This is a genomic window from Streptomyces sp. TLI_171 (assembly GCF_003610255.1).
Classification (GTDB): Bacteria; Actinomycetota; Actinomycetes; order Streptomycetales; family Streptomycetaceae; genus Kitasatospora.
In genome coordinates this window covers 6615787-6636957 of sequence record NZ_RAPS01000001.1, presented here as the reverse complement: position 1 = coordinate 6636957, position 21171 = coordinate 6615787, and the positions used below count along the sequence as shown (strand labels likewise).

The 21171-nt window shown below is 72.7% G+C and carries 19 protein-coding genes and 1 pseudogene; 6 read left to right on the top strand and 14 right to left on the bottom strand.

Translation table 11 applies throughout. From position 1 onward, the window contains the following. The first annotated feature begins 28 nt into the window (after positions 1-28). The gene (locus BX266_RS29550) at positions 29-1027 is read left to right on the top strand and encodes a helix-turn-helix domain-containing protein (RefSeq protein ID WP_099904739.1); all 999 of its coding nucleotides are present in this window, start codon (positions 29-31) and stop codon (positions 1025-1027) included. Between the two features lie 11 nt (positions 1028-1038). Here BX266_RS29550 and BX266_RS40260 read toward each other — a convergent pair. From BX266_RS40260 to aceB, 3 genes and pseudogenes are all read right to left on the bottom strand, one after another. Next, positions 1039-1367, bottom strand: a pseudogene (locus tag BX266_RS40260) (hypothetical protein); the annotation flags it as partial. Between the two features lie 80 nt (positions 1368-1447). Then, positions 1448-1834, bottom strand: a complete 387-nt coding sequence (locus tag BX266_RS29540) for a gamma-glutamylcyclotransferase (RefSeq protein WP_099904736.1) — start codon at positions 1832-1834, stop codon at positions 1448-1450. A 129-nt stretch (positions 1835-1963) separates the two neighbouring features. Beyond that, entirely contained in the window at positions 1964-3604 is a 1641-nt protein-coding gene (gene aceB, locus BX266_RS29535; RefSeq protein ID WP_099904734.1) for a malate synthase A, read from the bottom strand. A 127-nt stretch (positions 3605-3731) separates the two neighbouring features. Between aceB and BX266_RS29530 the strand changes: the two genes are divergently transcribed. Both BX266_RS29530 and BX266_RS29525 read left to right on the top strand, forming a co-directional pair. Then, complete coding sequence (locus BX266_RS29530; protein WP_180290658.1) at positions 3732-4502, top strand: IclR family transcriptional regulator; 771 nt, start codon at positions 3732-3734, stop codon at positions 4500-4502. 394 nt (positions 4503-4896) lie between these two features. After that, positions 4897-5352, top strand: coding sequence for a hypothetical protein (locus BX266_RS29525; protein WP_099904731.1), 456 nt, complete (start codon positions 4897-4899; stop codon positions 5350-5352). Between the two features lie 18 nt (positions 5353-5370). Here BX266_RS29525 and BX266_RS40255 read toward each other — a convergent pair whose 3' ends face one another. Next, a complete protein-coding gene (locus tag BX266_RS40255) occupies positions 5371-6675 on the bottom strand; it encodes a family 16 glycosylhydrolase (RefSeq protein WP_259464910.1) in 1305 nt (434 codons plus the stop codon). Between the two features lie 531 nt (positions 6676-7206). Here BX266_RS40255 and BX266_RS29505 point away from each other — a divergent pair. Both BX266_RS29505 and BX266_RS29500 read left to right on the top strand, forming a co-directional pair. Beyond that, complete coding sequence (locus BX266_RS29505) at positions 7207-7602, top strand: ribonuclease domain-containing protein (protein ID WP_180290657.1); 396 nt, start codon at positions 7207-7209, stop codon at positions 7600-7602. A gap of 90 nt (positions 7603-7692) precedes the next feature. After that, on the top strand, positions 7693-8022 hold the full coding sequence (locus BX266_RS29500; protein WP_099904728.1) for a MoaF-related domain-containing protein: 330 nt from the start codon (positions 7693-7695) through the stop codon (positions 8020-8022). A gap of 21 nt (positions 8023-8043) precedes the next feature. Here the strand turns inward: BX266_RS29500 and BX266_RS29495 are convergent, their stop codons facing one another. Beyond that, entirely contained in the window at positions 8044-9219 is a 1176-nt protein-coding gene (locus BX266_RS29495; RefSeq protein ID WP_099904727.1) for an esterase family protein, read from the bottom strand. Between the two features lie 182 nt (positions 9220-9401). After that, the gene (locus BX266_RS29490) at positions 9402-10166 is read right to left on the bottom strand and encodes an SDR family NAD(P)-dependent oxidoreductase (RefSeq protein ID WP_099904725.1); all 765 of its coding nucleotides are present in this window, start codon (positions 10164-10166) and stop codon (positions 9402-9404) included. A 188-nt stretch (positions 10167-10354) separates the two neighbouring features. On the opposite strand from BX266_RS29490, the gene BX266_RS29485 reads away from it, so the two are divergent. Beyond that, entirely contained in the window at positions 10355-10987 is a 633-nt protein-coding gene (locus tag BX266_RS29485; RefSeq protein WP_099904724.1) for a TetR family transcriptional regulator, read from the top strand. Positions 10988-11010: 23 nt separating this feature from the next. On the opposite strand, the gene BX266_RS29480 is transcribed toward BX266_RS29485, so the two are convergent. The 8 genes from BX266_RS29480 to BX266_RS29445 form a co-directional block, all read right to left on the bottom strand. Further along, a complete protein-coding gene (locus BX266_RS29480; RefSeq protein WP_099904722.1) occupies positions 11011-11874 on the bottom strand; it encodes a universal stress protein in 864 nt (287 codons plus the stop codon). 147 nt (positions 11875-12021) lie between these two features. Then, on the bottom strand, positions 12022-12672 hold the full coding sequence (locus BX266_RS29475; RefSeq protein WP_099904720.1) for a tetratricopeptide repeat protein: 651 nt from the start codon (positions 12670-12672) through the stop codon (positions 12022-12024). Positions 12673-12745: 73 nt separating this feature from the next. Further along, positions 12746-14398 carry a bifunctional aspartate transaminase/aspartate 4-decarboxylase gene (locus tag BX266_RS29470; RefSeq protein ID WP_099904718.1) on the bottom strand — a complete coding sequence of 551 codons (1653 nt, stop codon included), beginning with the start codon at positions 14396-14398 and terminating at the stop codon, positions 12746-12748. 13 nt (positions 14399-14411) lie between these two features. Next, a complete protein-coding gene (gene aspT, locus BX266_RS29465; RefSeq protein WP_099904716.1) occupies positions 14412-16109 on the bottom strand; it encodes an aspartate-alanine antiporter in 1698 nt (565 codons plus the stop codon). A gap of 16 nt (positions 16110-16125) precedes the next feature. After that, positions 16126-17799, bottom strand: a complete 1674-nt coding sequence (aspT, locus tag BX266_RS29460; RefSeq protein ID WP_099904714.1) for an aspartate-alanine antiporter — start codon at positions 17797-17799, stop codon at positions 16126-16128. Positions 17800-17864: 65 nt separating this feature from the next. Further along, complete coding sequence (locus BX266_RS29455) at positions 17865-18206, bottom strand: DUF488 domain-containing protein (RefSeq protein WP_099904712.1); 342 nt, start codon at positions 18204-18206, stop codon at positions 17865-17867. A gap of 112 nt (positions 18207-18318) precedes the next feature. After that, positions 18319-20451 carry an MMPL family transporter gene (locus BX266_RS29450; protein WP_099904710.1) on the bottom strand — a complete coding sequence of 711 codons (2133 nt, stop codon included), beginning with the start codon at positions 20449-20451 and terminating at the stop codon, positions 18319-18321. A 143-nt stretch (positions 20452-20594) separates the two neighbouring features. Beyond that, positions 20595-21170 carry a GNAT family N-acetyltransferase gene (locus BX266_RS29445; protein ID WP_099904708.1) on the bottom strand — a complete coding sequence of 192 codons (576 nt, stop codon included), beginning with the start codon at positions 21168-21170 and terminating at the stop codon, positions 20595-20597. Position 21171 lies beyond the last annotated feature (1 nt).

Here is a 21171-nt window from a genome sequence, read left to right as displayed (position 1 = left end):
GCCGGGCATTCTTTTACCGTTGGGGTCAATGTTCGAGTTCGCCTTCGGCGTGGACGACCTCGCCACCACCTGGATCACCTATTCGCCCCTGCAGGAGGCCGTGTTCAGCCTGCGGGCGCGCCGCTCCCCCGCCAGGTACCCGCACTTCCGGCGCTGGACGGCGTCCTGGGAGGCGGAGTACCGGTCGCTGGACGCGCCGCTGCTGGATGCGCTGGTGACGCCGAGGGTCTGGGTGCCGGACTTCCTGACGCCCCGGCCGATCGCCCAACGGCCTTCTTTCGAGAGCGAGTTGGCGTTGGTCGCGGCGACGCCGCCGGGGGCGGTGGTGAAGGACTTCAGGGCCGCGTACCGGGGTGACGGGGCGCCGCCGCCGGAGCCGGTCGCCTCGCTGCTGGACGATCCGGTGGAGCTGCGGGCGCGCTGCGTGGCCCAGTTGCGCGCGTACTGGGAGCGCTGCCTGCTGCCGCGGTGGTGGCCGCGGGCGCGGACTGTACTGGAGGCCGATCTGGCGTACCGGGGGCGGCGGTTCGCGGAGCGCGGCGCGGAGGGCCTGTTCGCGGACCTGGCCCCCGAGCTGTCCTGGCGGGCGGGGGTGCTGCGGCTGGACGACCCGGACCCGCGGGTGCGGGCGCTGGGCGGCCGGTACACGCCGGTGGCGGGCCGCGGCCTGGTGCTGGTCCCGACGCTGTGCGGCCGGCGCGCGCACACCGTCATCGACCCGGACGAGCCGCCGCTGATCAGCTACCCGGCCCGGGGGACGGCCCTGCTCGGCGAGTCCGCGCCCGCGCAGGTCCCGGAGGCGCTGGCGGAGTTGATCGGACCGCCGCGGGCCCGCCTGCTGGTCCTGCTGGAGCAGCCGGCCTCCACCACGGCCCTGGCCCACCGGCTGGACGTCACCCCGGGCGCGGTGAGCCGCCACCTCGCGGCGCTGGCCACCGCGGGCCTGTTGACCAGGACCCGCAGCGGCCGCTCCGTGCTGTACGCCCGCTCCGCCCTGGGCGACGCTCTGACCGCCGGGACGGTCTAACGGTCCTGCTCCTACGGCCGGTTGGCGCGCTGACCGGCCTCCAGCAGCGGTATCAGGCGGAACGCCGCGTCGGTCAGGCCGCCGAAGGCGTGGCGACCGGCGCCACCGGACGGGGCGTGGCCGGGTCGGTGGCCGGCCAGGTTCCAGGCGTGGACCGGGATCTGCACCGGGACGGCCGACAGCGCGTGGCGCAACGCCGTCTCCAGCGCGTGGCCCAGCGCGGCGAGGGCATGTGCCGGTACACGGCGAGGTAGCGGAACGGGAACCGGCGGGAGCGCTTGACCTCGCCGGGGTCGGAGATCCGCCGGGCGACCTGCCCGGCCACCTCGTCCGAGACGCCGAAGTCGGACGTCCAGGGATCGAGGGCGGCGGAGGTGACGTAGCTGCTCCGCCGACTGAGTTGCGCCCGCACCAGGGTTTTCAGGCCTCCCGGCCGAGGGTGGCGAGGTAGGCGCGCCAGCCGCCGTGTTCGGTGATCTCGCGGTGCACGCCGCGCTCCAGCTGGCCGCGGGCCAGCAGCATCGACAGCGAGGCGGTGCCGTCGGCCAACTCGATGACGCCGAGCTCCAGTTCCAGCGGTTCGCCCGGGAGGATCTCGTCCCGCAGCCGCTCCAGCGGGACGTCGTACAGCTCGCCCTCGATCGCCGTCCGCACCGAGGGGTCGGCGAGCAGCCCGGGGCACTCGTCGCGGATCGAGAAGAAGCGGTAGCCGGGGGCGGTGCGGGCCGGGCCGATCAGCAGGCCCTCGACCTTGGCGTGGAACGGACCGCCGGTCATCGCCTGGCCGTTGAAGAAGATGCGCGCCATCGTGTGCCTTTCGTCAGGCCGCCCCGTACGGCCGCGAAGTGAGGGTGTCGGCCGTACGGGGCGGAGCATTCGGGGCCCGGACTTGTCCGCCTCGGCGCAAGGTCGGGGCGGGGCGGGGCCGGTAGCGTGTCAGTCGAGCAGGGCGAGCGCGGGCAGGGTGAGGAAGTCCGGGAACTCCTCGGCCAGCGCGACCTGCTCGAACAGGGCGGCGGCCTCGGTCCAGCGTCCGGCGGCGTACGCCGACTCGCCGAACTCGGCCTGCAGCGCCGCGAGTTCCTCGGCGACCAGGCGGCGGACCAGGTCTCCGGTGGCCTTCTCACCGGTGTCGGCGAGCACCACGTCGTTGTGGATCCACTGCCAGATCTGCGAGCGGGAGATCTCGGCGGTGGCGGCGTCCTCCATCATGTTGAAGATGCCGACGGCGCCCAGCCCGCGCAGCCACGCCTCGATGTAGCGCAGGCCGACCTGGACGGCGTTGTGCAGCCCGGCGAGGGTGCAGTGGCCGCCCGCCCCGGCCACGTCCAGCAGTTGAGCGGCCGTCACCTGCTCGGGCGAGCCCGGGTTGTCCTTCTGGTGCGGGCGCTCGCCGAGCACCGCGTCGAAGCACTCCCGGGCCACCGGCACCAGGTCGGGGTGCGCCACCCAGGAGCCGTCGAAGCCGCCGTTCGCCTCGCGTTCCTTGTCGGCGCGGACCTTCACCAGCGCGGCGGCGTTGACCTCCGGGTCCTTGCGGGAGGGGATGAACGCGGCCATGCCGCCGATCGCGTGCGCGCCGCGCCGGTGGCAGGTCTGCACCAGCAGGCGGGTGTAGGCGGCCATGAAGGGCGAGGCCATGGTGACGGTGTTGCGGTCCGGCAGGATGTAGTGCTCGCCGCCGTCCCGGAAGTTCTTCACGATCGAGAACAGGTAGTCCCACCGGCCGGCGTTCAGCCCGGCGGCGTGGTCGCGCAGTTCGTAGAGGATCTCGTCCATCTCGAAGGCGGCGGTGATGGTCTCGATCAGCACCGTGGCGCGGATGGTCCCGTGGGGGATGCCGAGTTCTGCCTGGGCGTGGGTGAAGACCTCGTTCCAGAGCCGGGTCTCCAGGTGGCTCTCGGTCTTCGGCAGGTAGAAGTACGGGCCGGAGTTCGGGTCCTGCTCGCCCTTGGCCAGCAGCCGGGCCGCGTTGTGGAAGAAGTACAGGCCGAAGTCGACGAACGCGCCGGCCACCGGCGTGCCGTCCACCAGCAGGTGCCGCTCGTCCAGGTGCCAGCCGCGCGGGCGGACCACCACGGTGGCCAGCTCGGCCGCGGGCTTCAGGGTGTACGCCTTGCCCTGCGCGCTGGTGAAGTCGATCCGGCCCTCGAACGCGTCGATCAGGTTGACCTGCCCGGAGACCACGTTCTCCCAGGTCGGGGCGGTGGCGTCCTCGAAGTCGGCGAGCCAGACCTTCGCGCCGGAGTTCAGGGCGTTGATCACCATCTTGCGGTCGGTGGGCCCGGTGATCTCCACCCGACGGTCCGTCAGGGCGCGCGGCGCGGCGGCCACCTGCCAGTCCGCGGCGCGCACCTGCGCGGTGTGCGGCAGGAAGTCCAGGGTGCCGGTGCGGGCGATCTCGGCCCGGCGCGCCCGGCGGGCCGCCAGCAGTTCCTGCCGCCTGCCCTCGAACGCGCGGTGCAGGCCCGCGACGAACGCCAGCGCCTGCGCGGTCAGCACCTCCTCGGCACGCGCCACCGCCGGTCCGGCGACCGTGACGCCCGGGGCGGTGGGGGAACCCTGATCTGCGGCCATGGGATGGACTCTCCTTGGGCTGTTCCGTTCTGTACAGTGGAGACTAGTTTCCGCGATACAGAATTTCAACGGTTTGTTGATGAATCGCCAGGACTCTACTCCTCCACTCCACAGCAAGGGAACGCCCGTGGCCAGCACCCCCACCGAACGCGCGGCCGGCTCGGTGCAATCCGTCGAGCGCGCCTTCCAGCTCCTCGAAGCCCTCGCCGACTCCGGCGGTGTCGCCACCCTCAGCGAACTCTCCGCCACCTCCGGCCTCCCGATGCCGACCATCCACCGCCTGGTCCGCACCCTGGTCACCCAGGGCTACGTCCGCCAGGACACCGCCCGCCGCTACACCCTCGGCCCGCGCCTGATCCGCCTCGGCGAGACCGCCGGCCGCCTGCTCGGGTCCTGGGCCCGCCCCTACCTCGCCGAACTCATGGAAGCCACCGGCGAGACCGCCAACCTCGCCGTCCTGGAGGGCGGCGAGGTGGTGTACGTCGGCCAGGTCCAGTCCCGCCGCTCGATGCGGATGTTCACCGAGGTCGGCCGCCGGGTCCAACCCCACTGCACCGGCGTCGGCAAGGCCCTGCTGGCCCAGCTCCCCGAGGACGAGGCCCGCGCCCTGCTCGGCCCCGGCCCGCTCCAGGCCCACACCCCGCACACCGTCACCGACCCCGGCGCCCTGCTCACCCACCTCGCCACCGCCCGCGAGCGCGGCTACGTCATCGACGACCAGGAGCAGGAGATCGGGGTCCGCTGCCTCGCCGTCGCCGTCCCCGGCGCGCCCACCCCCACCGCCCTCTCCGTCTCCGGCCCCGAGGCCCGCATCCAGGCCCTCGAAGCCCAGTCCGGCGCCGCGGGCCTGGTCCCCCTCATGCAGGCCATCGCGGCCCGCCTCGGCCAGGTCCTCTGACACCCCGCCATCGGGCCGCCGCCCCGACCATCCCGCCGGGGCTGCAGCCTTCCTGCCCGCGACGGTGCGTCAGTTCCGGCTCCCAGCGGCGTTCTTGAGGTTGCCGACCCAGGTGTGCAGCGAGTTCTCCAGGGCGGTCTGCAGGGCAGCCCGGTCGGCGAGGACGGGCTCGCCGTCCCGGGTGGGGGTGGAGGTCCGGAGGTGGACGGCGGTGACGCCTTGGGCCGGGCCGCCCGGACGCCCGGTATGTCGGTGATGAAGACAGCTGACCGTCCAGGGCTCGAGCGGTCGACCGACCGTCGGCAGGGCTGCCCGAGCTCCGCACGTTCGACGTTTCGCCTCCACCTTCAGCTACGCTGAGTGAACGTCAGGACACTCTTCGCTGGAGCGTGCCGTGCGCCGTCTCGTACTGCTGCTCACCATCCCCGTGCTCGCGCTGGGCGCTCTCGGGGCGGCGGCTGCACCGTCGGACGCGGACCTGGGCATGGTCCGGCTGGATCCGGATCCGGTGGCGGCGGGTGGGGTGACCACGGTGCACGCGCTGGTGGAGAACGGGGGGCCGGAGCGGACGGGGTCGGCGTTCACGGTGCTGGTGGAGCTGCCGGTGGGGTTCACCGCGGAGGGGCCGTTCTTTCCGTCCTCGTGCAGTGCCTCGGCGACCGGACGGGTGGTCAGTTGCACGTTCCCGGCGGGGCTGCCGGCGCAGCGGTCGGCGACGGCGCTGGTGCCGGTGCGGGCGGACGCGGGCCTGCCCCACGGCCGGACGGCCGTGGGGCAGGTGCGGGTGGTGAGCGTGGACGACCGCAACCCGGTGAACGACCGGACGCCGTTCACGCTCAGCATTTCCTGACGGTCCGTCAGCGACCGGTCAGCGGTAGACGCGGACGTAGTCGGCGCTGAAGCTGATCGGCGCGCTGCCGCTCGCCGCCGGGTGGTACTGCCCGGCGCTGAGCGACAGGTTCAGGATCGGGTAGGCGGACCAGCTGGCGCCGACGCCGGTGCCGTCGGAGAACACCTTCGCGCCGTTGACGTACCAGTCGACGGAGTTCGCACCGTAGTAGGTGCCGATGGTGACCCACTTGTCGGCGCCGACGGCGTTGGCGTCGGTGTAGTACTTCAGGCCGGACCGGACGTGGTTGGTGAGTTCGAGCAGGTTCGGGTTGTCCGGGTGGTACTCGAAGCTGTCGATCTCGTTGTTGCCGTCCTTCCAGGTCCACAGTGCGGGCCAGGCGCCGCTGCCGGCGGGCAGCTTGACCCGGGCCTCGATGTAGTCGCCGGTGCGGACCTGGAAGCCGTCCTTGCTGTACTCGGTGGTGAGCAGGCCGGTGTCCCAGGCCCGCTTGCCGTTCTCCAGGGTGTGCGCGGACGGGGTGGCGGTGAAGGTCGCCGCACCGCCGCTGACCGTGACGCCGGACGTGGTCAGCCAGTCGAGCTTGTTGTCGTCGGGGTTGTGGTTGCCGTAGCGGTAGGCGCTGGACTTGTCGCCGGTCCACTTGGTGCCCCAGGCGATCGGGGCACTGAACTCCTCGGACCAGGTCAGCGACTTGCCGGTGACGGGCACGGGCGCCGAGGTCGGCGTGGGGGTCGGCGTCGGCGTGGGGGTGGGCGTCGCGGTGGCGGTCGGAGTCGGCTTCGCCGTGGGGCTCACGCTGGGCGTCGGCGTCGGCGTGGGCGCGGGCGACGGAGTCCGCGTCGGGGTGGGCGTCGCCGTAGGAGCGGACGTAGGAGTCGCCGTGGGAGCGGGCGTCGGTGCGATGGCGCCGGTGGCCGCGACGGTCAGGGTGCGCGAGGGCAGGTTGTGCCAGCCGCCGCCCAGGTCCTGCCAGAAGCCGAACTGGGTGTAGGTGCCGGCCGGCAGGGTGCGCGCGCCGGTGTTGACGGTGACGCCGCCGGGGCAGATCCGGACGTTGCTCGCGTTGCCGGGGAAGTCCAGGTTGGTTCCCTTCGCGTCGCGGATGCCGACGCCGACGGTCTTGGCGGTGAAGCACCAGCTGGAGTGCACGGTCAGCGAGGCGGTGCTCGCGGTGCCGGCCGTCATGCCGGTCGGGGCGAGCCGGTCCTGGAAGACGGTGGTCGTGGCGGCGTCGGCGCTGCTGGTGGCCAGTGGCACGCCGATCAGCGCGGCCGCGCCGGCCAGCACGCCGAGGCGGGCAGGAGTGGAACGGGGTCGCATGGGGGGTCCTCCGCGACGCCTGCGAGGTGAGCTGTCGGGTTCGGGCGCCGAGGTCGCCCGGCCGCGTGCGTGGACGCGGCTTCACCCCGAGCCGCGCCCACGCCCGCCGCCGGGCAGGGGCGGGGGAAGGCACGGCGGTACTGCCTGTGGGTCCCCCGCTCCTGCCCGTGGTGTGCTGTGGGAACGCCGTCGGTCGGGCAGGATTCGGCGTCCCGACGGCGGGTGCGCCCGGGTGGGGCGAACCCGAGCAGGCTAGGCAGATTGTCGCTTTGTCTCCAATACGCCGGGGCTCGCTGAGATCAGCGTCACAGCAGGTCGGACCGCCGCCCCGCCCAGCAGAGCGGTCCCGCCGGGCGTCACCGGCCCGCCGCAGGGACGGGGCCCGGGCGCACCCGCGTGTCAGGACCGCCGCGCGCGGACGCCACTGGTGTCGGTACGACACAAGTCGGCTCGGAGGCGCGGCAGTTACCTGTAAGTTAAGTGTTCACGTCAAGCCTTCCGCGCAGCCCGACCCGGCGTCACACTGCTGTCATGCGAATGACTCTACGCGCGTTGAAGATCCGTGCCGTCTCGGTCGCCGCCCTCGGCCTGCTGACCCTCGCCCCCACCGCCGTGGTCGCCACCGAGGCCCACGCCACCGTCAGCGGCAACGTCTGCTACTCGGCGCTGCCCAGCCAGGGCCGCGACACCATCCGCCTGATCGACGCGGGCGGGCCGTTCCCCTACTCCCAGGACGGCATCGTCTTCCAGAACCGGGAAGGCGTGCTCCCCGCCCAGACCACCGGCTACTACCACGAGTACACCGTGATCACCCCGGGCAGCTCGACCCGCGGCGCCCGGCGCATCGTCACCGGCAAGGTCTACCACGAGGACTACTACACGGCGGACCACTACGTGACGTTCCGCCGCGTGAACTTCTCCTGCTGACCCGCCCCCCGGTCCGATAGGTTGGACGGGTGCGGCCGGACCCGGCCGCACCCGTCCGCCGCACCGACCGTCCGAAGGACCGCCCACGCCATGACCGCCGCCCCCCTGCCGGGCTTCGCCGGCCGCACCTACCTCTTCGAGGTCGACAACGGCGCCGCCTTCCGCAACGCCTACTCCGCGGACGGCACCCGGCTCCGATGGGAGGGCCTCGGCGAGTCCGCCGGCCAGTACGAGGACGTCCCGCTGCACGTCGCCGCCATCGCCCCGGGCATCTGGTTCGTCTCCTGGACGGAGCGCAGCGGTATCACCGTCAGCCACGTCATGGACCTCAACTCCCTCACCGTCAAGGTCTTCTGGACCTGGGAGGGCGAGACCGGCCGGGTCGGCGAACTCCACACGGGCACCCTCACCCCAGCCTGAGCCCGGCGCCCCTTCGGGTGCTCAGGCCTTCAGGTGCTGCGAGAGGAACTGGAAGCCCGCCGGCAGCAGCTTGATCCAGGTCGTGTAGTTGTGGCCGCCCTCGGGAACGGAGGCCACGCCGGTGGCGAGCGGGGGCTTGGCCGCGGCGGTGAAGGCGTCCGCCTCCTGGCGGAAGTCCCCGTCGCCCTTCTCCGCGCCGCTGAGCATCACCGCGGTGGCGGGCATCGGCAGGTGCTGCAGCCGCCACAGCAGGTCGGCCTCGTCGCGGCGCTGCTGGCTGCCCTTGAACAGGTCGCCGGTGGTGACGTCCTCCGCGGCCTTGAGGTAGCCGGAGATGGAGACCCCGCCGCCGAACACCTCGGGGTGCCGCATGGCGAGCTTCGCCGCGCAGTACCCGCCGGTGGAGTTGCCCATGACTCCCCAGCTGCCGGGCGCGCTGGCGATCCGGTAGGCCGCGCCGAGGGCGCGCGGCACGTCCTTCGCGAAGTAGGTCTCGGCCTGCGGGCCGCCGGGCACGTTCTCGCACTCGGGGTCGGCGGGCATCGCGGGCGAGGGCCGCATCAGGACCAGGACGGTGGGCTGCATCCGGCCGGCCCGGATCTCGTCGAGCGCGACGCCGGGGTAGTTGAAGCGGGTGATCAGGGCCTTGGCGTCGCCGGGGAAGCCGGTCATCGCGATGATCGCGGGGAACTTCTTCTGTTCGTTGCCGGGCTGGAAGTACTGCGGCGGCAGGTAGGCGTAGCCGTCGGTGCTGAGACCGGTGCGGGCGCCGGAGATGCGGACGGCGCGGATCTCGCCGACCTTGGCCGGGTCGTGGCCGAGGCTGGTGTTGACCGGCTCCTTGCCGAGTTCCTGGGCGGGCAGCAGCGGCAGGTTCGCGGGCTCCGGCTCGGCGGTCGGGGTGGCGGTGGCGCCGGCCGGGACGGCCGGGACGGGGGCGGCCTGGACGTTCACCGGGGCGTCCTTGCCGGTGCCCAGCAGGTCGTTCCAACTGCTGTAGAACGAGAAGTAGTTGTTGGCGAGCAGGCCGATCACGGCGAGCAGCGCGAGCTGGCTGCCGAGCAGCATGCCGATCCGGCCGAGCACGGCGCGCCAGTGGCGTTCGGCGAGCGACGGCCACCACCAGACGGTCGCCCCCATCACCGCCACCGCGATCTCGATCGTGAACAGCAGCAGCGTGGTGCTGGTCAGCCCCATGGCCCGTGGTCCCCGTGTCTTCCACTCGCGGCGCGTCTGCGAGCCGGGTGAATCAGGCTCGGCGCGGCCGTGACGAACGTGCGCCTAAGTATGCACACCACCCGCAGGACGCCTGCGACCAGCCCGCCGGTTGCGGCCCCCGCCCCGTGCCGGTGGGCCGCCGTGCCGGGGCCGACGGGCCGTCAGGCGTGGGTGCCGCCGTCGATCCGGATCTCGGTGCCGGTGACGAAAGCGCCGTCGTCGGAGGCCAGCATGGCGATCACGCCGGCCACCGTCTCCGGTCCGGCGAAGCCCTGGCCGATCGCGGGCTGCAGCTTGGCGAACCAGGACAGGTCGGCGTCCGCGGGCAGGCCGGGGTCGGCGGTCATGCCGGAGGCGATCGAGCCGGGGGCGACGCAGACCGCGCGCAGGCCCTGCTTGGCGTACTCGGCGGCGATCGCGTGGGTGAAGGACTGGATCCCGCCCTTGGTGGCGGCGTAGGCGGCCATGTAGGGGTGGGCGAAGGCGGCGCTGGTGGAGGAGAAGTTGACCACCACGCCGCGGCCGGTGGCGAGCAGCGCGGGCAGCGCCTCGCGGGTGACCAGGAAGGTGCCGGTCAGGTTGACCGCCAGCATGCGGTTCCAGAACTCCAGCGTGGTCTGCGCGGTGTGGGTGGAGCGCAGGATGCCGGCAGCGTTCACCACCGCGTCCAGGCCGCCGAGTTCGGTGATCGCGCCGCCGACGCCCGCCCGCACCGAGGCTTCGTCGGAGATGTCGACGAGGGTGGTGAGCAGGCGTCCGGCGGTGCCGTCGGCCTCGGCCCGGGCGCGGGTGGCGGCGAGGCCGGCCCCGGAGACGTCGGCGGCGGCCACGGTGCCGCCCTCGGCCAGGATGCGGTGGACGGTGGCCCGGCCGATGCCGGAGCCGGCTCCGGTGATCAGGACACGGCGGCCTTCGAAGCGGTGCATGGGGGTCTCCCTGGGGTGCGGGCGGGGCGGGCGAACCGGCCCGGCCCCTCGAACTGCACGGTACGCCTCCATGGCACGTTGTGCCACATCCGCATCATGTGACGCCTTCCGGCTAGGCTGGACCGGTCCGCATCCGCGCTCGCACCGCACCGCACCGCACCGCGCCGCACCCGAGGGAACCGCCGACCATGCCCGCAGCCGCCGAGCCGGAGCGCCCCGCGCTCTCCCTCACCGAGCGCCGCAAGGCCGCCACCCAGCAGGAGATCGCCCTCGCCGCCGCCCGCCTGTTCGCCGAGCACGGGGCCGAGGGCACCACCGCCGAGGACATCGCCCGCACCGCGGGCGTCTCACTGCGCACCTTCTACCGCTACTTCCGCACCAAGGAGGACGCGGTCGCCCCACTGCTCGCCGACGGCTCCCGCCAGTGGATCGCGCTGCTCGCGGCCGCCGACCCGGCCGTCCCGCCGCTGTCCGCGCTGGTGGACGCCGCCCGCGCCGCGCTCGACCCGGCGCCCGGGCAGCCCGCCGAGGCCCTGGTGTGGACCCGCGGCCTGCTCCGCGCGATGCCCGCGGACCCGGCGCTGCGCGACGTCTGGCACCGCATCCACCACGACGCCGAGGCCGCTCTGCGGCCGGTGCTCGCCCGGCTGGCCGGCCTCCCCGCGGACAGCCTCGACGGCCGCCTGCTGGCCGCCGCCGCCAACACCGCCATGCGGGTCGCGGTGGAGTCCTGGGCGGCCGGCGACAGCGCCCCCGGGAGCGCCGCCGACCTGGCCGCCGACGCGCTCGGCCGACTGGCCGGTCCGCTGACCTCGAACTGAACTCCCCTACCAGGGAAGGTGGTTCAGACCGGGACGACCGCCACCGGGCAGTGCGCGTGGTGCAGCACGGCGTGCACGGGGGTGGCCAGCCGCAGGCCGAAGCGCGGCGCGGGATCGTGCCGGGAGAGCACCACCAGGGCGGCGGTGCGCGAGGCTTCCACGACGGTGGCGGCGGCGCCGCCGGTCAGTTGATGGGCCTCCAGGTCGACGTTTGGGTAGTCCTCCCGGACCGGATCGCAGGTGCGGCGCAGCAGTTGCTCGTGCAGACGGGACTCCTCGCCGAGCTCGTCGACCATCGGTGCCATCCGTCCGACGTCGGCGACCACCGGCGACCAGGTGTGCAGCGCTCGCACCGGCAGTTCCCGGCGGCCGGCGGTCTCGCAGGCGAAGCGCAGCGCGGCGCCGTCCCGTTCGTCCCGGACGGCCACCAGCACCGGCCCGTCCGGGTGGTCGGTGCCGCGCACGATCACCACCGGGCAGGTGGCGTGCGCGGCGACCCGGAGGCTGACCGAGCCGAGCAGCAGCGAGGTGAAGCCGCCGTGGCCGCGGGTGCCGAGCACGGCCAGCGAGGCGTGTTCGGCGGCGGTCAGCACGGCCTCCCCGGCGTCCCTGGGCACCACGTCGCCGGTGATCCGCAGCCCCGGGTGCGCGGCCTCCAGGGTGGACTGGACGGCCTCCAGCAGTTCCGCGGCCTCGCGCAGGATCAGGTCGGTGACGGTGGCGCCGGTGCGTGGTGACAGGGTCACCGTCCCGGTGTTGACGGCGTGCACCAGGTGCAGACTGCTGCCGCGCCGCTCGGCCTCCCGCGCCGCCCACTCCGCGGCCTCCGCGGCGGGCACCGACCCGTCGATGCCCGCGACCACCCCGTTCGCTCCCCTGATCTCCATGGCGCAACTCCTCGGAGCCCGGCTGCTCCCTCCAGCATGCGCCGCCCCGCACCCCCCGGACAAGCAGGGGCGGCCCCGCGCCGGTTCCTCCGACCTGTCCGACCGGGACCGACCCGGTCGCGAGCGGCTTCACCCTCTCGGGCGGCCCTACGGCAGGCCGATCTCCTGGCGGGCGTCGACCACCCAGCCGGCCACCGCGTGCGCCTCGCTCGCCGCGGCGAGTTCGGCGGCCTCGTCGAGGAGTCGGGCCGCGTCCGCACGGCGCTGCTGCTGGGCGGCGAGGTGGGCGAGACCGATCAGGTTGGCGGCGACGCCCGGCAGGAAGCCGAGTGCGCGGCGCAGCCGGGTCGACTCCTCGAACAGGGCGCGGGCCTGCTCCAGGCGGCCGGCCATGTGGTCGGCGAAGGCGAGGTGCCGCAGTGCGTAGGAGGCGGTGAGGCGGTCGCCGGTCTGCTCGGCGAGGGCGCGGGCCCGTTCGAAGAGCGGCAGGGCGGTGTCGGAGTCGCCGCGGACCACCTGGTGGAAGGCGCCGGTCCAGAACAGCGCCTCGCCCTCGCCGCGCCGGTCGCCGACCCGGCGGTACAGCTCGGCGGCCCGCTCGAAGAGCTCCAGCTCGGCGGGGTCCTCGACGCGTTCCCGCAGGAAGCGGGTGTGGACCAGTCGGCCCCGGGCCAGGGCGACGTCCGCCTCGACCGCGTCGAGGGCACGCCCGCCCGCTTCGAGCGCACCGCTGTCACCGGCGAACATGGCGCGCTGGTAGGCGAGTTCGGCCAGGGAGATCCGTTCGTCCGCAGTCATCCCGCGATCGTATCCGGCCCGTCCGGCTCCTCCCCCGGCCGGACGGGCCGTCGGACTCGCTGCGGACGGTTCGTCACCTACCGCCCGCAGCCTGCCATTCGGCGCGGTACTCGTCGAAGATGGTCTTCAGGTGGTGGCCGATCTTCAGGTAGTCGAGGTCGTCGAGGTTGGCCAGCGAGACCCGGACGGACCATTCGGGGCCGTCGAAGCCGCCGCCGTTGAGCAGCACCACGCCGGTCTGCTCGGCGAGCCGGAACAGCGGTTCGGTGGGCTCGTAGTTCTTCCTCAGGAAGGCGGCGAAGTCGGGCCCCGAGGTGCGTTCGGCTTCCGCCAGCAGGTCCAGTTCGATGTAGTAGCCGGCCCGTTGGGCGTCCTGGGAGACCTTCATGCCGGATCCCTCCAGCAGCAGTTCGAGCCGCTGGTGGACGATGGACTGCACCTTGGCCTTGTACGCCTTGCCCTCGGGGAGCATCGCGAACAGCGAGAACAGGGTGAGTTGGGCCTGCTGGGGCAGCGACAGGCCGGCGGTGTGGTTGAGCGCGACCTGCCGCGAGTCGGCGACCAGGCGGTCGATGAAGCGGATGCTCGTCGGGTCGAGGCGGAGGCTGCCGTAGCGCTTGGCCAGCCGGGCCTTCTGCTCGGCGGGGAGGGCGGCGAGCGCGGCGTCGACCACGTTGTCGCGCTGCAGGCCGATGACGCCCAGCCGGTGGCCGGTGCAGCCGTAGTGCTTGGAGTAGGAGTACACCAGCAGGGTGTTGCGGGGCAGTTCGGCGGCGATGCTGCGGAAGTGGTTGACGAACGTGCCGTACACGTCGTCGGTGACCACGATCAGCCCGGGGTTCTTGGTCGCGACGATGTCCTTGATCTGGTCGGTGACCCGCCGGGAGAGCGCCAGGGACGGCGGGTTGCTCGGGTTGACCAGGCAGACCAGCTTGACCGCCGGGTCCTCCAGCTTGGCGACCTCCTCGGTGGGGTAGCGCCATTCGCGCACGCCCGCCTCGGCGAAGGAGCTGGCCTCGACCCGGACCACCTCGAACTCGTAGGTGTCGAGTTCGGGGATCTCGATGTAGGGGGTGAAGACCGGCACCATCAGGGCGATCTTGTCGCCCTTGTGCAGGATGCCGTTCTTCATCAGCGAGTCGAAGATGTAGCACATGGCGGCGGTGCCGCCCTCGGTCGCGAACAGGTCGAGCTGTCCCTCGGGGGGCCGGCGGTCCATCAGTTCGTCCTGCAGGTAGCCGACCACGATCTGCTCGGCGTGGGTCAGCATCCGGTCGGGGACGGGGTAGTTGTCGCCGATGGCGGCGTCCGCGAGTTCGTGGACGAAGGCGTCGCGGTCGAGGTCGAAGCGGTCGACGGCCAGGCTGAGGCAGGCGGTGAGCAGTTCGATGCCGGGCAGTTCGGGGTGGGTGCGGGCGAAGTGGTCGTAGCGTCCGGCGATCCCGATCTGCTCGGGCATGCCGCCGAGGTTGTCGGCGGTCCAGACCCGGCGGGACTCGCTGAGCGCGAAGTGGCCGAGGGCCAGCATCGCCTCGCGGGGGCCGGTGCAGATCCAGTTCGGGTTGCCGCGGCCGGCGTTGAGCATGTGGGCGGTGGACTTCTCCTTCTGCCCGGGCCGGTCGGCCTGGTAGTGCTCGGCGAGCCTGATGAACTCGCCCTTGAGCTCGAACGGGCTCAGCCGGGAGAGCCGGTGGATCTCCTCGCGGCTGACAGCGGGCTTGGTCATGGTGCGGTCTCTCCTAGCCGAGCAGGGCGACGATGACGGCGCCCCAGATGGTCAGCAGGACGTTTCCTGCCGCGTACGGGATGGTGTAGCCGAGGGTGGGGATCTGGCTGCGGGAGGCTTCGTTGATCGCGCCGATCGCGGCGGTGGTGGTCTGCGCGCCGGCGACCACGCCCATCAGGATCGGCGGGCGCATCCGGAACACGAAGTGGCCGACCAGGATGCCGACGATCAGCGGGACCACGGTGGCCACCGCGCCCCACAGCAGCAGGCCCCAACCCGCCTGGAAGAGGCCGCTGGTGAAGCTCGGTCCGGCGTTGATGCCGACGATGGCGACGAACGCGCACAGGCCGAGGGTGTCCATGAACCACTGGGCGCCGGGCGGGACGTTGCCGAAGGTCGGGTACTTGCCGCGGATCCAGCCGAACACCAGGCCCATGATCAGCGCGCCGCCGGAGGTGGACAGGCTGATCGGCACGCCCCCGAGGGTGAGCGCGGGGATCCCGATGCAGCCGCCGAGGAAGATCCCCAGGCCCACCCAGGTCATGTCGGTGGCGAAGCTGGTCGGAACCGGTTTGCCGATCCGCTTCCCGGCCGGGTCGACCAGCCGCTGCGGCCCGGACAGCACCAGGGTGTCACCGCGTTCGATCTGCGTGCTGAGCACGTACGGGAACTCCGCGCCGGAGCGGTAGATCTTGTCGACGAACACCCCGACCATGAACGGTTCGCGCCGCAACTCGGCCACGGTCTTGCCCAGCTGGGCCTTTTCGGCGGCGACCACGTGCAGGTTCTCGGTCTGGTAGTCGAGGAGTTCGACGTCGTCGGTCTCGGGTCCGATGCTGCGCGCCGGGTCGAACTCGACCAGGTCGTGGCGCAGCGCGCTGACCGCGACCACGTCGCCGTGCTCGATGACGATCTGCTGGTCGTGCGGGAGGATCCGGCCGTCCCGGCGGACCCGGGTGAGGTAGATCCGCCGGTCGGCGTCCTTCTCCCGCTGCTCGATCTGCTCGATGGTGGAGCCGGCCAGGCCGTTGACGGCGGTGTAGGCGCGCAGCACCACCTCGTAGTAGCCCTCGGCGAGGTCGGGGTCGTCGGCGGGGGCGTCGAGTTCGGCCGCGAGCGTGCGGGAGTCCTCGGCCAGGTCGCTCTTCAGGAACCGCGGGGCGACGTTGGCCAGCAGGATCGCGCACAGGATGGTGCCGAGCGGGTAGGTGACGGCGTATCCGATCGGCACCAGGTTCTGCTCCGCCGTGATCTGGTCGGCGCCGAGGCCCGGCAGGCCGGCGATGGCGTCCTGCGCGACGCCGATGACGGCGGACTGGGTGAGCGCCCCGCCGAGCAGGCCGGCGCCCAGCCCCGGCCCGTAGCCGAGCATCTCGGCGAAGCCCCAGCACACCCCGAGACCGGTGAGGCACACCGCGACGGTGACCGCGACCTGCGGGAGCCCGTCCTTCCTCAGGCCGCGGAAGAACTGCGGGCCGACCTTGTAGCCGAGGGCGAACAGGAACATGATGAAGAACACCGATTTGACGGTGCCGTTGATCGAGACGTCGGTCAGCCAGCCGGTGAACAGGCCGGCGATCAGGCAGCCCGTCACCGCCCCGAGGCCGATCGCCCGCCAGTGCAGCCTGCCGACCAGGAACCCGACCGCGATGGTCAGGAAGATCAGCAGTTCCGGGTACGGCTTGAAGACGTGATCGGTGATCCAACCCACCGGCTTCCCCCTCCGCTCAGAGCCCCACCAGGCCGACCAGCACCGGGCCGGTCAGCGGCAGCAGGAAGTTCGAGATGGTGTACGTGATGGTGTAGCCGAGCATCGGGACGCTGCTCTGCGCGACGTTGCTGATCGCGGTGATGGCGGGCGTCGAGCACTGCTGGCCGGCGATCGCGCCGATCAGGATCGGCGGCTCGATCTTCAGGAACCGGCGCCCGATGAACAGGCCGAGGAACGCCGGGATGACCACCATCAGGATCCCCGAGGCGGGCAGCAGCACCGGGTACTGCTTGAGCAGCGGCCCGGCGTCCGGGCCGGCGGCCATGCCGGTGACGGCGATGAAGATGGCCAGCCCGAGGTCCTTCATGGTCTGCGCGGCGACCGGGGGGTAGGCGCCGAAGGTCGGGCGCAGCGAGCGGAGCCAGCCGAACACCAGGCCGGCGATCAGGCAGCCGCCGCCGGTGCCGAGGGTCAGGTTGACCTCGCCGAAGTGCACGTTGACCTTGCCGAGCAGAACGCCGAGGCAGATGCCCAGCGACAGGTAGATGTAGTCGACGGTGTCCTGCCGGACGGTGGCGCCGACCTTGCTCGCGAACCGCTCCACCCGGGAGCGGGCGCCGACCACGGTCAGCGTGTCACCGCGGTGCACCTCGGTCTCGCCGACGGCGGGCAGGTGGTGGTCGACCCGCTGGATGTCGGTGAGGAACACGCCGCCGGTGGCCTGCCGGTCCTGGTCCCGGACGGCGTTCAGGGTCCGCCCGGCGACCTCCTTGTTGGTGACCACGACCTGACGGACCGCCATCGGGCTGTCCAGGCCGGGCACTCCGCTGGTCTCCGGGCCGAGTTCGTGCCCGGCGTCCAGCACCGCGGCCCGCCGGCCGACCACCAGCACCTGGTCGCCGCGGCGCAGCACCGGGTCCTCGTCGACGCCCAGCTTCCGGCCGCCCCGGCTGACCGCCTCCACCGTCACCAACTGGCCCGAGCGCTCCTGGACCTGACTGATCCTGGTCCCCTCGCCCTGCGACACCAGGTACGTCCGGCCGACCAGCGCGGGCAGCGACGGCGCCTCGCCCGGCTCCAGTTCGCCGCTCTCGCCGCGCATCCTCTCCCACACCTTGCGGGACGACTCCGCCAGGTTGATCCGCATCAGCATCGGGAACAGCTGGCTGGTCAGCAGGACGATGCTGATCAGCCCGAACAGGTAGCAGACCGAGTACGCGGTCGCGACGTGCGCCTGCAGCTGGGTGGTCTGGTCGGGCGTGATGCCGGGCAGTTTGGCGATCGCGTCCTGCGCGGTCCCGACGGCCGCCGACTCGGTGGCGGCGCCCGCCAGGATGCCCGCGGCGGTGCCCACGTCCAGGTCGAACGCCTCGGCGATGGCGAGCGCCATCAGGATGACGACCACCGCCTCCATCACCGACAGCACGCCGAACCGCAACCCCTTGGCGTTCATGTTGGCGAAGAACTGCGGGCCGGCGATGTAGCCGAGCGAGAAGATGAAGAGCGCGAACGCCACGTTCTTGACGTCCGCGTTCACCGACACGTGCTGGGCGCCGACCAGCATCGACACGATCAGGACGCCGCAGATGCCGCCGAGTTGGATCGGCCCGACCCGCAGCTTTCCGACCAGGTAGCCCAGGCCGAGGCAGAAGAAGAGGGCGAGAACCGCGTTCTCGCGCAGCAGACTCATGGCCGCATTACATCGTATTTATCCTGATATGCCCGATTGAACACGCCGTCATGATCACTCCGGGCTCAGCGCAACCGCTCCAGCAGCACCGACACGTGGCTGTGCGCCGGCTCCTTCACCGCCGTCAGCAGCACCAGGTCCGCCGTCGCCGCCACCTCCCGCAGCTGCGCCAACTCCACCTGCACCTCCGGCGCGTCCAACTCCGCCCGGTACCGCCGCGCGAACTCCTCGAACTCCCCCTCCGGCCCGTGGAACCACCGCCGCAGCTCGTTCGACGGCGCCACCTCCTTCGCCCACCGGTCCAGCTCCGCCTCCTCCTTCCGCACCCCCCGCGGCCACAACCGGTCCACCAGCACCCGCACCCCACCGTCCGGCGCCCCGTACACCCGCTCCACTCGCACACTCATGGGCATCACCGTAGGCACACCGGGGCGCGAGGACCTGCGCGCCCGGCCACCGGCACACGGCAGGGTCCGCCCGAGGACAGCAACACCCTCCCCGGGCGGACCCGACGCAGCGTCAGACCGACACCGGCTCCTTCGCCGCGGGAGCGGTCGCGTCGCCGTGCTCGATCCGCAGTTGCGGGAGCAGGCGGTCGAGCCAGCGGGGCAGCCACCAGTTGTAGCGGCCGAGCAGCATCATCGTCGCGGGCACCAGCACCAGCCGGACCACGGTGGCGTCGACCAGGACGGCGACGGCCATGCCCACGCCGATCATCTTGACGGTGATGTCGGGGTCGATCGCGAAGCCGGTGAAGACGGCGACCATGATCGCGGCGGCGCTGCTGATGACCCGTCCGGTGGCGGAGAGGCCGCTGACCACGCTGCCGCGGGCGTCGCCGGTGGCCAGCCAGTCCTCGCGGACCCGGGAGAGCAGGAACACCTCGTAGTCCATGGAGAGGCCGAACAGGATGGTGAACATCAGGATCGGCACCCAGCTGGAGACCGGCACCGCGTGCGGCAGGCCGAGCAGTCTCGCGCCGGCGTCGTGCTGGAAGACGGCCGTCATCACACCGTAGGCGGCGGCCACCGAGAGCAGGTTCATCGCGGCCGCCTTGACCGCGATCACCGGGGCCCGGAACAGCACGGTGAGCAGGATCAGCGAGAGCGCGACCACGAACGGGACGACCACCCAGAGGCGGGCGGCGAGCCGGTCGGAGATGTCGGAGAAGGAGGCGACCACACCGGTGATCTCGACTCCGGCGGGCAGGTCGTGGTCGCGCAGACGCTTGAGCAGCTTCGCGGTGGCCTCGTCCTGCGGGCCGGTCTTCGGCTGCACGGTGATCACCGCGGCGTTGCCGGCCCCGTTGACCTGGGCGGGCTGGACCGAGGCGATCTCCGGATCGGCCGTCAGCCGCTGCTCCAGCGACGGGAGTTCGGACTTCGGCAGCCGGTCCAGGTCGACGGCCAGCAGCAGCGGGCCGTTCGCGCCGGGCCCGTACGCGTCGCCGATCAGGTCGTACGCCTTGCGGACGGTGTTGGTGGACGCCTGGCTGCCGGCGTCCTGCGGCCAGGTGCGCATGCCGAGCATCGGGGCGGCGAGGCCCAGCAGGACCGCCAGCGAGAGGACGGCGGCGGCGATCGGGCGGCGGCCGATCAGCCGGGCCCACCGCTCGGTGCGGGTCGGGCCGCCGGTCTCCCGGACGGCGACGGGGGCGCGGCGTTCGGCGCGGCGGAGCAGCCGCGGGCCGGCCAGGGCGGCGAGCGCCGGGACGAGGGTGAGCGAGGCGGCCATGACGGCGCCGACGGTGGCGAAGGTCGCGTAGCCGAACGAGGCGTAGACCGAGAGCCCGGCGAGCTTGAGGCCGAACAGCGAGACCAGCACCGTCGAACCGGCCACCACCACGGAGGAGCCGGCGGTGGCGGTGGACTCGGCGGCGGCGGCCCGGGCGTCCAGGCCGCGGCGCAGACCCTCCACGTGCCGGGAGACCAGCAGCAGCGCGTAGTCGATGCCGACGCCGAGGCCCACCATGGAGGCGACGGTCGGGGCGATGTTGCTGATGTCGGTGACGGCGGCCATCAGCGTGATCAGGGCGGTGCCCGCGCCGAGTCCGGCCAGGGCGACCAGCAGCGGCAGGCCGGCGGCGATCACCGTGCCGAGGGCGATCACCAGGATGATCAGGGCGGCGGCCATGCCGATGCCCTCGGCGGTGCCGTCGGGGGCGCTGAAGTTCTCCGGCAGCTGGCCGCCGAACTCGACCTGGTAACCCGCGTCCGTGGTGGCGCGGGCGGCGTCGCGCAGCGCGTCCAGGCCCGTCGAACCCTCGAAGTCGGTGACCTTGACGTCGTAACTGACCGTCAGCAGCGCGGTGTCACCGCTCTGCGAGGGTATCGGCGGGGTGACGGAGAGCGCGTGCGGCAGGCCGGCGAGGCGTTCGCGCAGCGCGGTCAGCGCCTCGGCGGGCAGCGGCTTCCCGCCCTTGTCGTGGACCACGACCCGGGCGCTGGTGCCGGCGGTCTCCGGGAAGCGCCCGTTCAGCAGGTCCAGGCCCGCGGTCGAACGGGTGCCGGGCACCCGGTAGTTGTCGTGCGGCTCGCCGCCGAACGCCTGCGCCAGGCCGAAGGCGGCGGCGATCAGCAGCACCCAGGCCGCGATGGTGCGCCAGGGCCGGGCCGCGGCAGCCCCGCCGAGGCGACCGAGGAATGTGGACATGGTGTGGGCCTTCCGTACGGCGTCCGAGTCGGTGTCGGAGCCCAGTGTGGAAGGCGGGTCTTGGAGCCGACTTGGCACCCCGGCTCCAAGTCGGCCCAGGAGCGAACGGCAAGCCGTCACGGCTCCGCCCCGAGGGGTGGGGATCAGTCGGCGGACTCGATCCGGGCGATCAGGTCGAGGTCGCGCAGACCGACGCAGTCGTGCGCCCAGAAGGGCTCCGCGTAGACGAAGGTGCCGGTCATCCAGGGCCGGTGGGCGGACAGCCGGGCGACCAGGAACGCGGGGGCGGGGGTGCGCAGCGAGGGTCGCCGGAACCCGACGGCGTCCGCGCGTTCGAAGCCGCGCGCCCGGTAGTAGGCCGGTGCTCCCTCCAGGAAGACGGCGGGGCAGCCGACCTGTTCGGCGGCGGCGAGCGCGGCCGCGACCAGGCGGGTGCCCACGCCGCGCCCCTGGTGCTCGGGGTGGACGCCGAGCGGGGAGAGGCTGAGGACGTCGACCAGCCGTTCCGGCGCGTCCAGCCGGCCCGGGCTGAGCATCACGTGCCCGACCACCGCCCCGCCGTCGGTCGCGACCAGCGAGGTCGCCCGGCCGGCGGCGCGCAACGCGTCGACCAGGCCGGGCACCCGCTCCGGGTCTTCGAAGGCCTGGGCGTGCAGCTGACGAACCGCCGGGTGGTCGGCGGTCCGCTCGGGCCGGATCTCGAACGAGTGGGAGGTCATC